Annotated in this window: 14 protein-coding genes and 1 pseudogene; all 15 read right to left on the reverse strand. The window is 65.2% G+C overall.

Annotated features, from left to right (window positions below; genetic code table 11):
• Window positions 1-25 precede the first annotated feature (25 nt).
• The 15 genes and pseudogenes from AACQ43_RS04130 to AACQ43_RS04200 all read right to left on the reverse strand — a co-directional run bounded on the left by AACQ43_RS04130 (window position 26) and on the right by AACQ43_RS04200 (window position 13,446).
• The gene (locus AACQ43_RS04130) at window positions 26-907 is read right to left on the reverse strand and encodes an ABC transporter ATP-binding protein (protein ID WP_039216056.1); all 882 of its coding nucleotides are present in this window, start codon (window positions 905-907) and stop codon (window positions 26-28) included.
• A gap of 129 nt (window positions 908-1,036) precedes the next feature.
• Window positions 1,037-1,648, reverse strand: coding sequence for an FKBP-type peptidyl-prolyl cis-trans isomerase (locus AACQ43_RS04135; protein ID WP_005298548.1), 612 nt, complete (start codon window positions 1,646-1,648; stop codon window positions 1,037-1,039).
• 199 nt (window positions 1,649-1,847) lie between these two features.
• Window positions 1,848-1,976 carry a hypothetical protein gene (locus AACQ43_RS04140; protein ID WP_411583582.1) on the reverse strand — a complete coding sequence of 43 codons (129 nt, stop codon included), beginning with the start codon at window positions 1,974-1,976 and terminating at the stop codon, window positions 1,848-1,850.
• Window positions 1,976-2,068 (reverse strand): annotated as a pseudogene (locus AACQ43_RS04145) (copper homeostasis protein CutC); the annotation flags it as partial. The pseudogene AACQ43_RS04145 and the gene AACQ43_RS04140, both read right to left, overlap by 1 nt.
• Before the next feature lie 35 nt (window positions 2,069-2,103).
• Window positions 2,104-2,829, reverse strand: a complete 726-nt coding sequence (locus tag AACQ43_RS04150; RefSeq protein WP_168966096.1) for a copper homeostasis protein CutC — start codon at window positions 2,827-2,829, stop codon at window positions 2,104-2,106.
• 42 nt (window positions 2,830-2,871) lie between these two features.
• Window positions 2,872-3,774, reverse strand: a complete 903-nt coding sequence (locus AACQ43_RS04155; protein WP_017408554.1) for an ROK family protein — start codon at window positions 3,772-3,774, stop codon at window positions 2,872-2,874.
• Between the two features lie 109 nt (window positions 3,775-3,883).
• On the reverse strand, window positions 3,884-4,390 hold the full coding sequence (locus AACQ43_RS04160; RefSeq protein ID WP_045528462.1) for a GNAT family N-acetyltransferase: 507 nt from the start codon (window positions 4,388-4,390) through the stop codon (window positions 3,884-3,886).
• Complete coding sequence (locus tag AACQ43_RS04165) at window positions 4,378-5,184, reverse strand: M48 family metallopeptidase (RefSeq protein WP_045528460.1); 807 nt, start codon at window positions 5,182-5,184, stop codon at window positions 4,378-4,380. Before AACQ43_RS04165 ends, AACQ43_RS04160 begins: the two co-directional genes overlap by 13 nt.
• Before the next feature lie 163 nt (window positions 5,185-5,347).
• Complete coding sequence (locus AACQ43_RS04170; RefSeq protein WP_017408555.1) at window positions 5,348-6,322, reverse strand: PstS family phosphate ABC transporter substrate-binding protein; 975 nt, start codon at window positions 6,320-6,322, stop codon at window positions 5,348-5,350.
• A 376-nt stretch (window positions 6,323-6,698) separates the two neighbouring features.
• The gene (phoR, locus tag AACQ43_RS04175) at window positions 6,699-7,994 is read right to left on the reverse strand and encodes a phosphate regulon sensor histidine kinase PhoR (protein WP_011705169.1); all 1,296 of its coding nucleotides are present in this window, start codon (window positions 7,992-7,994) and stop codon (window positions 6,699-6,701) included.
• 8 nt (window positions 7,995-8,002) lie between these two features.
• Window positions 8,003-8,692, reverse strand: coding sequence for a phosphate regulon transcriptional regulator PhoB (phoB, locus tag AACQ43_RS04180; RefSeq protein WP_005298527.1), 690 nt, complete (start codon window positions 8,690-8,692; stop codon window positions 8,003-8,005).
• Window positions 8,693-8,794: 102 nt separating this feature from the next.
• Window positions 8,795-9,205, reverse strand: a complete 411-nt coding sequence (locus AACQ43_RS04185; RefSeq protein WP_168966098.1) for a VOC family protein — start codon at window positions 9,203-9,205, stop codon at window positions 8,795-8,797.
• Between the two features lie 148 nt (window positions 9,206-9,353).
• On the reverse strand, window positions 9,354-10,508 hold the full coding sequence (locus tag AACQ43_RS04190; RefSeq protein ID WP_168966100.1) for a CaiB/BaiF CoA transferase family protein: 1,155 nt from the start codon (window positions 10,506-10,508) through the stop codon (window positions 9,354-9,356).
• The gene (locus tag AACQ43_RS04195) at window positions 10,508-11,683 is read right to left on the reverse strand and encodes an acyl-CoA dehydrogenase (protein ID WP_168966102.1); all 1,176 of its coding nucleotides are present in this window, start codon (window positions 11,681-11,683) and stop codon (window positions 10,508-10,510) included. Before AACQ43_RS04195 ends, AACQ43_RS04190 begins: the two co-directional genes overlap by 1 nt.
• Before the next feature lie 86 nt (window positions 11,684-11,769).
• Complete coding sequence (locus tag AACQ43_RS04200) at window positions 11,770-13,446, reverse strand: sigma-54-dependent Fis family transcriptional regulator (RefSeq protein ID WP_168966105.1); 1,677 nt, start codon at window positions 13,444-13,446, stop codon at window positions 11,770-11,772.
• Between the last annotated feature and the right edge of the window lie 206 nt (window positions 13,447-13,652).

A 13,652-nucleotide genomic window follows, 5' to 3' on the forward strand; every position in this document is an offset into this window, starting at 1 on the left:
GCTGCGGTGTGCCACGAGGCCACGTTCATGCACCGCTCCGCAGGCTGTGGCCGGTCAGGTGCAGGAAGAGATCCTCCAGATTGGGGGAGCGCACCTGCATGCCGGTCAGCGGCACTCCCAGGCTCAGCAGCCGTGGCAGCAAGTCCGCCACGTCAGGGCAGCTCAGCTCCACCTGCTCGCCAAGCGGGCGCAGGGGATAGCCGAGACTGGCGAGGGCCGGGTGAGCCGCAAGGCGCACCAGCACGCCGTCAAAATGCTGGGCCAGCAGGGCGACCGGGGTATCCAGGCTCAGCAGATGGCCGTGATCGACGATGGCGATCTGATCGCACAGCTGCTGGGCCTCGTCCATGTAGTGGGTGGTGAGCACCACCGTCTTGCCCTGCGCCTTGATCGCCTCGATGCGCTGCCAGAAGTGGTGGCGAGCCTGGGGATCGAGCCCCGTGGTGGGCTCGTCCAGAAACAGCAGCTCTGGGTCGCCGAGCAGGGCCAGCGCCAGCAGCAGCCGTTGCCGCTGACCGCCGGAGAGCTTGCGGCTGTCCCGATCGATAAATTCCCCCAAGGCGCACAGTTCGATGAGCTGGGCCTGGGGCAAGGGGGCCGGGTAGAGGCTGGCAAACAGGCGCAGGGTATCGCGCACCGTCAGGAAATCCTGCAGCGCCGTGTGCTGGAACTGGATGCCGATGCGGGAGCGGTAGTCGGGGCCGCGGGGGGCACCGTGGAACAGGATCTGGCCGCTGTCCGGGGTGAGGATCCCCTCCAGCAGCTCGATGGTGGTGGTCTTGCCCGCCCCGTTCGGGCCAAGCAGGCCGAAACAGCTGCCGGCGGGAATGGCAAAGCTGAGCCCGTCCACCGCCTTGACGCCGGGGAAGTGCTTGACGAGATCGACGACTTCAATGATGGCAGCCATGGGCGCTCTCCCAGCAGGAGCCATGACTATATCCAAAAGCGCAGGCGCTGCCCATGCCCCGCCGCGCGCGGTGCAAAAAAACAGACGGCGACCCGAGGGTCGCCGTCTGTATCAATCAAGCCAGCCGGATCACAGGATGTCCAGCAGCTCCACTTCGAAGACCAGGGCGGAGTACGGCGGGATGGAACCGGCACCGCGTGCGCCGTAGGCCAGATCCTGCGGAATGTAGAGCTTCCACTTGGAGCCAACCGGCATCAGTTGCAGCGCTTCTACCCAGCCGGCGATCACGCCAGTTACCGGGAATTCGGCCGGCTGGCCGCGGGCGACGGAGCTGTCGAACACGCCACCGTGGGTGAAGGTACCGTGGTAGTGCACACGGACGGACTGACCGGCTACCGGTACGGCACCGTTGCCTTCCACCAGCACTTCGTACTGCAGACCGGACTCGGTGGTCTTCACTTCGGCGCGCTTGGCGTTGTCGGCCAGGAAGGCTTCGCCTTCGGCGGCGGCAGCCTTGGCAACAGCTTCCTGCTCTTCCTGCATGCGGGCGGTGATGACCTGGAAGGCATCGTTGATATCGTCACGGCTGACCGCGAACTCCAGACCATTCAGGGCATCTGCCAGACCTTGCTGCAGGGCCGGGATATCCAGACCGGCGAAGGCTTGCTGCGCCAGTTGATCACCCATGTTGCGGCCGATGCCATAGCTGGCCTTCTGTTCGATAGAGTCGTATTGGGACATTGAGAAGTTGCTCCGGGTCCTGAGGGTAAAAGAGACGGGATAATATCAGACTTTTGCGCCGGGTGCTGCCGACCCGTCCCCGGTTTTGCCCCCAGGTGGGAGGTGCCTCACATCAGCCCCCTCATCCCCACCCCTTCTCCCGCAAGGGGAGAAGGGAGGAAAACAGAGCGCCATCGCCCCTGCTCGCATTCAGGTCACATCAGGCTCTGTCCAGCAACGCCCGCACCGCCGCCACCTTGGCGCCGTCGGTGATATTGACCAGGCCGTCGTCCAAGGTGCCCATGTTGACGTCACAGAGAGAGGCACCATGCCGCCGCGCGGCCCGCATCAGGCCCTGTCCAGCAACGCCCGCACCGCCGCGACTTTGGCGCCGTCGGTGATATTGACCCGGCCATCGTCCGAGGTGCCCATGTTGATGCCCCATGACGAGACACCATGCCGCCGCACGGTCCGTATCAGGCTCTGTCCAGCAATGCCCGCACCGCCGCGACTTTGGCGCCGTCGGTGATATTGACCCGGCCATCGTCCGAGGTGCCCATGTTGACGCCATGGGGCACCATGCCGCCGCGCCAGCCCATACCGGACATGTGTACCTCGTTCACCCCGGTGAACTCCACTATGGTGCGCACGTTGTCGGCATTGACCCCGGCCCCTGGCATCAGGCTGGCCCGCCCCGCCAGCGCCTGCTGCATCGCCTGCAGGGTCTCGAGCCCGGCCAGCGCGGTCGGCGCGTGGCCCGAGCTCAGAATGCGCTCGCAGCCAGCGGCGACTATGGTCTCCAAGTCGAGGCGCCAGTCGGAGGAGAGGTCGATGGCGCGGTGGAAGGTAACGCCAAGAGGCCCTGCCGCCTCCACCAGCTGGGTGAGTTTGGCGGCAGGCACCCGTCCCTGCTCGTCCAGCAGACCGACCACCACCCCTTGCAGGCCGGCGGCACGGGCCGCCGCGATGTCCTGCAGCATCATCTCGAACTCCCCGTTGCCAAAGCAGAAGTCGCCGGCCCGGGGCCGGATCATGGCGTAGACGGGAACGGTGGCATGGCGCGCCGCCAGCTGCATGAAGCCATAGGAGGGAGTCAGGCCACCCAGCCCCAGCGCAGAGCAGAGCTCGATGCGATTCGCGCCAGCCTCCTGGGCGGTAAACAGGGATTCCAGATTGTCGATACAGATTTCAAGAGAGGTCATGATGGACTCCTTTATTGGGGAGATCAGACCCCGGATCTGATCTCATAAATTGAGCAAGGCGGCCCCGCGCACCCCGCCGGCGCCGCCGAAGCGGGCCTCGCGGATCTCGGGCAGGGCGACCCCGGGCAGCAGATGGCCTGGCAGGCGCAGCGGCAGCTGTTCGTAGAGCGCGGGCAGACCGCTCAGGCCGCCCCCCAGCACCACCACGTCGGGGTCGACCACCGAGATGGCGGTGGCAAGCCCGGCAGCCATGATTTCGAGCCAACAGTCGACCGTGGCCACCGCATGGGGTTCGTGCGCCTCGAAGCGCCCCACTATCTGGTGGCCGCTGGCACGCTGACCGTGGAAGTGATGGTAGAGCCGCTCCAGCCCGGTGCCGGAGGCATAGGTTTCAAAACAGACCAGACGGCCGCAGCCGCAACGGGGACGAGGCAGGTCGGGATACTTCATCAGCATGGTAGCAGGCAGCGGGTAGTGGCCTATCTCTCCCGCCAGCCAGTTACGGCCCTGGATCAGTTTACCCGCCAGATAGACGGCGCCACCGATGCCGGTGCCGATGGTGACGCCGAGGGCGCTGTCGGCCCCCGCCGCCGCCCCCTGATGTACCTCGGACCAAAGGAAGCAGTTGGCATCGTTGTCCACCTTGACCGGGCGCTCCAGCAGTTCGGCCAGATCGGCGCCCAGGTGGCGGCCATTGATGGAGGGCAGATTGGCCGCCACTATGCTGTGGTCGTGCCGGTTGAGAATGCCGGGAAAGCCGATGCCCACCGCACCACGGGCGCCGAAACGGGCATCCGCCTGTTCGACCCGCGCGCGGATCAGCTGCTGCAGCCCTTCGTAATCATTGCCGGGAGTGCTCATGCGCTCCTCGTGACAGAGATTCAAGGCGCCGTCATACACAGCGAACGCTATCTTGGTGCCACCAATATCAAAGCCGTAATACATGCCACACTCCCTTGTCGATGAGTCGCCTCACCTCAGCCTGTCCAGAGGGGGACATTGTATTAATTCGCAAAAAAAATAAAGTGACCGGAGGCGAAAAACGGGAGAGAGATCAAAGCAAACGAAACATTTGTCGCTGCAGGCAGGGCTGGCCGAGGCTCATTAGGGTGCGCTCCTGACCATCAAACATGAAGCCGCGGCGCAGGTAGAACCCCTCGCCGATGTGGTTGCCATCCAGCAGCCACAATCTAACGCCTTCACAGCCGGCGCGCCGCATCTGCATCGCCACCGCCTGCCACAGCCGCTTGCCGTGGCCCTGACGCCAGTGGTCGGGGTGCAGGTAAAAGGCGCGGATCCAGGCGGTGGGGTACTCCCCCGTCGTCTCCGGCTGCCAGTAGAGCAGGCCGATGACCACTTCGTCCTGGCACAGCAGCATGGGCCTGGGGCCCGTCTCCGCCAGTCGGCGCAGCCAGATCTGCAGATGCTCGGTCACCGCCAGCTGGGCCAGCATGTCGGCACCAAGCACGCCGCCGTATGCGGCGAGCCAGCTGGCCCGCTGCATCACCGTCATGGCGGCGGCGTCATCGGGCCGCGCCATGCGCAGGCTTATGCCTTGCATTGGGGTACCAGCCCGGAGGCGCGGGCCTGCTCGTAGAGCGGCACGGCTTCAGCCTGCTGGGCCTGCAGCTCGGCGATCCGGTTCTCGTTGCTGGGGTGGGTGGAGAGCAGCTGGGGCGGTGCATTGCCGCCCGCGGCCGCACTCATGTTCTGCCACAGCGGAATCGCTTCGGCCGGATTGAAACCGGCGCGGGCCATCAGATCCAGACCCAGCCGGTCCGCCTCGCTCTCCTGCTCGCGGCCATAAGGCAGCATGACACCGACCTCCACCCCGAGCCCCAGCGCCGCCATGGTGGCGCCGCGGTATTCGCTGCTGCCCATGGCGATGTCAGCCGCCGCCAGCCCAAGGCCGGTCAGCTGGCTGCGGGAGAGCCGCTCGTTGGAGTGCTGGGCCAGCACGTGGGTCAACTCGTGGCCGATGACGGTGGCGAGCTGATCCTGATTCTTGGCCACCTTGAGCAGGCCGCTGTAGACCCCGATCTTGCCGCCGGGCAGGGCGAAGGCGTTGACCTGCTTGGAGTCAAATACCACCACTTCCCAATTGGTGATGCCGTACTGGCTCGGCACCTGGGCGGTCACCGCCTTGGCGACGCAGGAGACATAGGCGTTCATCTTCGCATCCGTGCTCACCTTCTCCTGCTTCTTCATCTCTTCGAAGGAGTCGGCCCCCAGCTTGCTCATCTGCTGGGGCGAGAACAGCAGCATCTGGCTGCGGCCGGTGGGAGACTGGGCACAGCTGGCGAGCAGGGTGGAACAGAGTGCCGCCAGGCCAAGCTTGAACAGGGGAGATGTCATGGAGGTGTCCTTCACCATAAAGATGCCCTATTTTCGGAAATGCGGGCGTCTGGTGCAAGTCGACAAATCACCCGGTCTGGCGAAAGCGGTCACATACCGCCATCAGGCGGCGACCAAAAAACAAAACGGGCCCCGCAGGGCCCGTCTGGCAAAGGAAACCGGCTTACATGATGCCCAGTTTCTTCAGGTCGGCTTCGACCACCTTGGCCGGTACCGGTACGTAGCCATCTTTGGCAACGATGTTCTGGCCCGCCTTGGAGAGCACCATCTTCAGGAACTCTTGCTCCATCGGAGAGAGCGGCTTGTTCGGGTGCTTGTTCACGTAAACGTACAGGAAGCGCGACAGCGGGTACTTGCCGGTGATGGCGTTGTCGGCGCTGGCCTCGATGAAGGTCTTGCCATCCTTGGAGAGCGGTACGGCGCGCACGCCGGAGGTGACGTAACCGATGCCGGAGTAGCCGATGCCGTTCAGAGAGGAGGAGACGGACTGCACCACGGAGGCAGAACCCGGCTGCTCGTTCACGCCGCTCTTGAAGTCACCGTTGCACAGGGCGTGTTCCTTGAAGTAACCGTAGGTACCGGACACCGAGTTGCGACCGAACAGTTGCAGATCCTTGGAAGACCAGTTGCCGTCCAGACCCAGATCAGCCCACTTGGTGGCAGCCTTGGCTTCGCCGCACTTGAGGGTGCTGGAGAAGATGGCATCCAGTTGCGGCATGGTCAGCCCCTTGATGGGGTTGTCCTTGTTGACGAACACCGCCAGGGCATCGACCGCGACGCGGATGGCGGTCGGCTTGTAACCGTAGCGCTTCTCGAAGGCCTCTTCCTCGCCGGATTTCATGGCGCGGCTCATGGGGCCGAACTGGGCAACGCCTTCGGTCAGTGCAGTCGGCGCGGTGGAGGAACCGGCGGCCTGGATCTGCACGTTGACGTTGGGGTACATGCGCTTAAATTCTTCGGCCCACAGGGTCATCATGTTGGCCAGGGTGTCCGAGCCGACAGAGGACAGGTTGCCCGAGATGCCGCTGGTCGGAGTGTAATCCGGCAGGTTTTTATCCACACCGGCAGCCAGGGTGCTGACGGAAAACAGGGTAGCTGCGGTGAATCCGATTACACCAGCCAGTTTGTTGAGTTTCATCCAATCTCTCCAAGGTTGCAGAACGCAGTCCATCAAAACACGGGTTAACTTGGCTCACCGCCGGCCACGCCGGACGATGCGCTGAGTGTCATTTCCTGCCCTCTTCCCCCAGTCCTGTGGTGGCAGAAGGCAAGCGTCAATCTGAGGCCGAAAGTGGTCACATCCCGAGCACTGCGATCGGCCGGTCGCGTTTCGTACTCTCCCTGCGCCAAACCGGCGACAGGTCCGTTCTCAAGACGGCGCCAGTATCTGACCTGGCAGTGACAAATTTATGGATTTAATGTGACACTTTAATGACATGGCGGGCTTGTTGAACAAATGAAAAAAGGGCCGCCATCGCAGCCCCCTTTTGATGCCAACCCCTTGCCGGAAAAGACTATTTCACCACCACCATGCGGCCGGGGATGAGAAAGCTGAAGCGGCTGCCGAGGCCAACCCGGCTCTCGATGTCGAGCTGGCAGTCGTGGTGACTCAGGGCATGCTTGACGATGGCAAGCCCGAGCCCCGAACCGCCGGTGTGACGGGAGCGGGCCTTGTCGACCCGATAGAACCGCTCGGTGAGCCGTGCCAGGTGCTCGGGCGGGATCCCCTCCCCCTCGTCCTGCACCGCAAACAGCGCCATCGCCCCCTGCTTGCGCCACTCCACCGTGATCTTGCGCCCCGCCGGGGTGTAGTGGATGGCGTTGTAGACCAGGTTGGAGACGGCGCTGCGCAGCTGATCCTGATCGCCGCGCACCAACAGATTGGGCTGCACCATGAACTCGATCTGGTGGGCCCGCTCGCCCGAGAGCGCCCGCGCCTCCTGCTCCAGCAGCCCCAGCATGGCGGGCATGTCCACCAGGTGAGAGAGATCCACGGTCGGCGCCGCTTCGATGCGCGACAGGGTGAGCAGCTGATTGACCAGATTGTCCATGCGGATGGTCTGCTCCATCATCACCTTGTGCGCCTTGGCCCACATGGCGGGCGGCGGCGGCTCCTCGGTCATCTCCAGATAGCCCTTGAGCACGGTGAGCGGGGTGCGTAGCTCGTGGGAAACGTTGGAGACGAAGTGCTTGCGGGTCTTCTCCAGGCTGCGCAGCCGGGTCACGTCCCGCACCACCAGCATGGCCTGATCCTCGGCGTAGGGCATGATGCGAAACTCGAGAAACTTCTCCTCGTTGATGGGCGAGGTCATCTCGAACGGTTCGTCATACTGCCCCTTGCCGAGGTAGGCGCCGAAGGCGGGATTGCGAATGAGGTTGCCGATATGCTGACCGGCATCTTCCGGCCAGCGAAAACCGAGCAGCTGCTCGGCCAGCCGGTTGCACCAGAGGATACTGCCGTCGGTGCGAAACACCACGGCCGCGTCGGGCAGTGCCTCCGCCCCTTCCCGAAAGCGGCGGATCAGCCCCGCCAGCTCGCGGCGGCGGGCCCGGTGGCGCTGCTGCAACTTGTAGATGCCGTTGAAGATGTACTCCCAGCTGCCGCTGCCGTTGGGGGGCACCAGGCTGCGATCGTGCCACAGCCAGTCCGACAGCCGCTTCTGGAAGCGATAGTGCCAGCCCAGGTGCAGCACGGTGGCCGCCAGCAGGCAGAGGGCGAGGGTATTCGTCAACCAGCCGACCAAGGCGAAGGGCGCATAGAAGAACGCCATTCGCCACAACTGGCGCCGCCAGGCATAAGGTTGCAACATAACTTCCTCTACAGACGGGTTGAGAAGCGATAACCTGCGCCGCGCACCGTCTGGATCAAGCGATCGTGCCCCGTCTCTTCAATGGCCTTGCGCAGGCGACGGATGTGCACATCCACGGTTCTGTCCTCGACGTACACATTGGTACCCCAGACATTGTTGAGCAGCTGTTCACGACTGTAGACCCGCTCCGGGTGAGTCATGAAGAAGTGCAGCAGCTTGAATTCGGTCGGCCCCATGTCGAGCGCCTTCTCCTCGGCGCTGACCCGGTGGGAGACGGGGTCCAGCTTGAGCCCCTGCACCTCGATCACCTCGTCCACCGAGGTGGGAGAGACGCGGCGCATCACCGCATGCAGGCGGGCGGTGAGCTCCTTGGGCGAGAACGGCTTGGTGATGTAGTCATCGGCCCCCGCCTCCAGCCCGCGCACCTTGTCCTCTTCCTCGCCGCGGGCGGTCAGCATCACCACCGGGATCTGGCGGGTCACCTCATCCTGCTTGAGCTGCTTGATGAACTGGATGCCGCTGCCGCCCGGCATCATCCAGTCCAGCACGATGAGTTCGGGGTAGGGTTCGCGCACCTTCGCCAATCCGTCGGCAAAATCTTCAGCTTCTACTGTTTCATATCCCTTCTGCTCGAGCACGAAGCAGAGCATTTCGCGGATCGGTGCTTCGTCCTCGACCACCAGAATTCGCTTAGCCATATCCCTTCTCTCTCCTCTGTGAAGATGGGTGCGCCAATTATTAGAACTTTCTGTGACACTTTTATGACTTTATGACAGGCGGGATGATAAACGTTTTCAGATTCAGTTGGCAGCAGCGAGTTGCAGCAGATCCCAGCGGTTGCCACTGATGTCCTCGAACACCACCACGGTGCCGTAAGCCTCGATACGCGGCTGTTCACAAAAATGGACACCGTACGCCTGCATGCGCTGGTAATCGCCCCAGAAGTCGTCGGTCTCGAGGAACAGGAAGACCCGACCGCCCCCCTGCTGGCCGATGGCGGCCTGCTGCTCCGGGGTGGCGGCCCGCGCCAGCAACAGGGCGGAGCCGGGGGCCCCCTTAGGGGCAACCCGCACCCAGCGCTTGCCCGGTTTGCCCGGCTCGTCGAGGGGCGTGTCTTCCAGCAGTTCGAACCCCAGTCCCTGGGTAAAGAAGGCGATGGCCTGGTCGTAATCGGCCACCAGCAGGGCCAGGGCGCCAATGTGTTGTGCCATGGGAAGTTCCTCAACAGATGAATGGACGGGGCGCATCATAACGGGGGACGGCCCCGGGCTCCAGCACCTAGGCTGATGAGGTGGCAGAGGATAGAGGAGGGGAGCATGGCGCCGGGCAGGCGCAACTTCCCCGCCTAAAGCAACCGGGTCAGCCCTGCCCGAGCCAGTCGCGCAGCACGCTATCCCGGTCCCCGTCCAGCGCCGGCGAGGCACGCCCGTAGCGCACCGGGGTGGCCGACAGATGCAGCGGATTGGCCAGGGTGGGCAAGGGCTGATCGCCGCGTTGTACCTGCTGCACCCAGCCGCGCACCACCCCCTGCTCGAGGGCGAACAGGGCATCCAGGGTAAGGATGGGGCCGCCCGGCACCCCGGCTGCCTCCAGCATGGCACTCCACTCGGCGCTGCTGCGCGCCAGCAACCGCTCGGCAATCAGGGCATTGAGCCGATGGCGGTGGCGCACCCGGGCGCTGTTGCTGGCAAAGTCGGGGTCCGTCGCCCAGCCGGGTTCCCCCAACAGGGCTGCCAGCGCGGCAAACTGGCCGTCGTTGCCCACCGCTAGGATCAGATGACCATCCCGGGTGGGATAGACGTCGTAGGGGACGATATTGGGGTGGCCGTTGCCAAGGCGCCCGGGCGCCTGACCGGTGGCGAGATAGTTCATCGCCTGGTTGGCCAGCACCGCCACCGACACGTCGAGCAGGGCCAGATCGATCTGCTGCCCCTCCCCGGTTCGCTCCCGGTGGCGCAGGGCCGCCTGGATGCCGATGGTGGCGTAGAGGCCGGTGAGGATGTCGACAAGCGCCACCCCCACCTTGACCGGCCCGCCGCCGGGGGCCTCGTCCGGCTGGCCGGTGATGCTCATCAATCCGCCCAGCCCCTGGATCAGCAGATCGTAACCGGGTCGCTGAGCCCAGGGACCGTCCTGGCCAAAACCGGTGATGGAGCAGTAGATGAGCCCCGGGCGGCGGGCCTTGAGGCTCGGGTAATCGAGGCCGTAGCGCGCCAGCCCCTCTACCTTGAAGTTTTCGATCACCACGTCGGCCCGGTCCACCAGGGCCAGCAGGGTTTCGTGATCGCGCGCTAGATCCAGGGCGATGGAGCGCTTGCCCCGGTTGGCGGCATGAAAGTAGGCCGCCTCCCCCGCCACCAGCTCGGGTGGGCCCCAGTGGCGAGTGTCGTCACCGCGCCCGGGGGCCTCCACCTTGACCACATCGGCACCGAGATCGGCAAGCAGTTGGCTGGCCCAGGGGCCGGCCAGCACACGGCTGAGATCCAGCACACGCACGCCGGCAAGGGGCCCCATCACTCAAACGCCTGCAGGTCGGTCTGGGCCCGCCCCAGGATCAGGGCGTGGATGTCGTGGGTCCCCTCGTAGGTGTTGACCGCCTCCAGGTTCATCACGTGGCGAATGACGTGAAACTCGTCGCTGATGCCGTTGCCGCCGTGCATGTCGCGGGCAACGCGGGCTATCTCCAATGCCTTGCCGCAGCTGTTGCGCTTGATGAGCGACACCAGCTCCACCGGGCAGCGCCCCTCGTCCATCAGGCGCCCGGCCTGCAGGCAGCCCTGCAGGCCGAGGGCAATCTCGGTCTGCATGTTGGCCAGCTTGAGCTGAAACAGCTGGGTGGCGGCCAGCGGGCGGCCGAACTGCTGGCGATCCAGCCCGTACTGGCGGGCGGCATGCCAGCAGAACTCGGCGGCGCCGAGCGCCCCCCAGGCGATGCCGTAGCGCGCCTTGTTGAGGCAGCCGAACGGCCCCTTGAGGCCGCTCACCCCCGCCAGCCGGTTCGCTTCCGGCACGAAGACCCGCTCCATCACTATCTCTCCGGTGATGGAGGCGCGCAGGGAGAACTTGCCCTCGATCTTGGGGGCAGAGAGCCCGGCCATCCCCTTCTCCAGCACGAAGCCGGTGATCTCGCCATCCAGCTTGGCCCACACCACGAACAGATCGGCGATGGGGGAGTTGGTGATCCACATCTTGTTGCCAGTCAGCAGATAGCCGCCGTCGACCCGCTCGGCGCGGCTCTTCATGGAGCCAGGGTCGGAGCCCGAATCCGGCTCGGTGAGGCCGAAGCAGCCCACCAGCTCGCCCCGGGCCAGCCCCGGCAGCCAACGCTGGCGCTGGGCCTCGTCGCCATAGGCGTGGATCGGGTGCATCACCAGGGACGACTGCACGCTCATGGCCGAACGGTAGCCGCTGTCGACCCGCTCCACCTCCCGGGCGATGAGGCCGTAGGCCACGTGATTGACCCCGGCGCAGCCATACTGCTCCGGCAGGGTGGCGCCAAGCAGCCCGAGCTCCCCCAGCTCGTTCATGATGGTGCGGTCAAACTGCTCGCGGCGGTTCGCCTCCAGCACCCTGGGCATCAGCCGCGCCTGGCAGTAATCGCGGGTGGCGTCGCGGATGAGGCGCTCCTCTTCGCCAAGCTGGCCATCGAGAAAGAAGGGGTCTTGCCAATCAAATCGGGTACGCGTCATAAAGCACTCCATGCCATGCAAGAGAATCATCAAAGGGTCTCTTGTGGACCCATCTTAACCACGAAAAAGCTCGGGTAACAAACACCTCAGCCTGCCTCCCGCAGCGCCCGATAGAGGGTGGTACGGCTGATGCCGAGCCGGCGAGCCGCCTCGCTCACGTTGCCATCGCACTCCGTCAGGGTCTGCTGCACCCGTTGCCGGTTCTGCTGGCGCAATGTGCTGCCCGCCACCGCCGTGGTGGCGGCCGGCGCCACCGCCACGGTCGGCAGATGCAGGTGGGCAGGCTCAATCCAGCCCAGCCCCTCCGCCAGCACGCAGGCCACTTCCAGCGCCTGCTTGAGCTGGCGCACGTTGCCGGGCAGCGGGTGGGCCAGCAGTTGGCGCTCGGCCTCATCGGTCAGGTGCAGGGCAGGATCCATCTCGGCCAGCAGCCGCCGGACCAGCGCCTGCCGCTCGCGGGGCGGCCAGTCGCGCAGCGGCGCCAGCAGTTGCCGCCAGCCGCAGATACGGTAGTAGAGATCTTCGCGAAAGGTGCCGGCCGCCACCATGGCCGCCAGATCCCGGTGGCTGGCGCTGACCAGCCAGAAATCCACCGGCTCGGGCTTGTGGCTGCCAACCGGGGTGACGGCGCGCTCCTGCAGCACCCGCAGCAGGCGGGTCTGGGCCAGCAGCGGCAGCTCACCGATCTCGTCCAGCATCAGGATGCCGCCGTGGGCGGCGCGCAGATACCCCTGGCTGCCCTGGCTCCGGGCACCACTGAAAGCCCCGCCGACATAGCCAAACAGCTCGGCCTCCACCAGCTCCGCCGGCAGGGCGCCGCAGTTGACGCACACCAGCGGTTGCGCCCGCCGGCTCGACTGCCCGTGCAGTTCGCGCACCAGATGCTCCTTGCCGCTGCCGGTCTCCCCCTCGATAAGCAGCGAGATGCCGCGCTCCAGCATCTTGAGCGGCACCTGCTGGCCGAGCGAGCCGCCGGCATCGGCCGGCAGGCCGGGCAGGGTCGCAACGGGATGAGCCTCCGGCACCAATCGCAAGCCACGCCGATCCCGCAGCAGCCGCTTGCCGTCGAAGGGGTGCTGGCCGAGCCAGAGCCGACCGGCCCGGTTGGCCCCGAGCAGCTCGCCCTCCTCCCCCAGCAGCAGACGGGCGGACCAGAGACTCTGGGGCTCGAGATCCACCAGCCAGCCCGGCTGGCGCGCCAGCAGCGCGTTTTCCAGGGTCATGGCCAGCAGCCGTACCGTGCCCAGCATGTCGCCATCGTGATGGGCCGCGTCGGTGGAGATGTCGAGCACCCCGAGCAGTTGCCCGTCTGGCCCGAGCAGCGGGCAGGCGCTGCAGCTGAGAAAGCTGTGCTGGGCGAAGAAGTGCTGATTGCCGAGTACCTGCACCTCGCTCTGTTCGGCCAGCGCAGTGCCGATGGCGTTGGTGCCCTTGCTCGCCTCCCCCCAGCGGGCGCCGCTGCGCAAAAAAATGCGCTCGGCGTGGCGGGCAAAGCCGTCGTCACCGCTGGCGGCCAGGATGGCACCCTCGCCATCGCACAGCAGCAACCGACAGGGGCGCCCTGCCAGCAACTGGCCAAACAGCGGCAACACGAAAGGCTGGAAGCTGGCGATCAGCACCCTGTGCTGCTCCTGACGGGCCGACAGCTCTCCCTGGGGCAGCAAGTCCAGCTCGGCGCTCTGCCGGCGGCTCAGCCCCTGATGCAGGCAGCGCTGCCAGGAACGCTCGATCGGGCTGGCACTGGATTGAGATAATTCGCTCATCACGCCTCCTGTTCATAAACGGCACGACTGTCACGGTCACTGTCCAGAATCGGCACAGTTTCCTCACCTTCGCCCTGATCATTGGTTAACCAAGATACGCTGCCACATCCCGTTTGATAACGTTTTTGTAACTTTTGCTGTGCTGGTCAGACCCTCTGGCACGCCCCTTGCGATACATAGCAGCAACCGGGTTGCCCGCCAGCCCG

The organism is Aeromonas sp. DNRA1 (assembly GCF_963888745.1).
Lineage (GTDB): Bacteria > Pseudomonadota > Gammaproteobacteria > Enterobacterales > Aeromonadaceae > Aeromonas > Aeromonas hydrophila.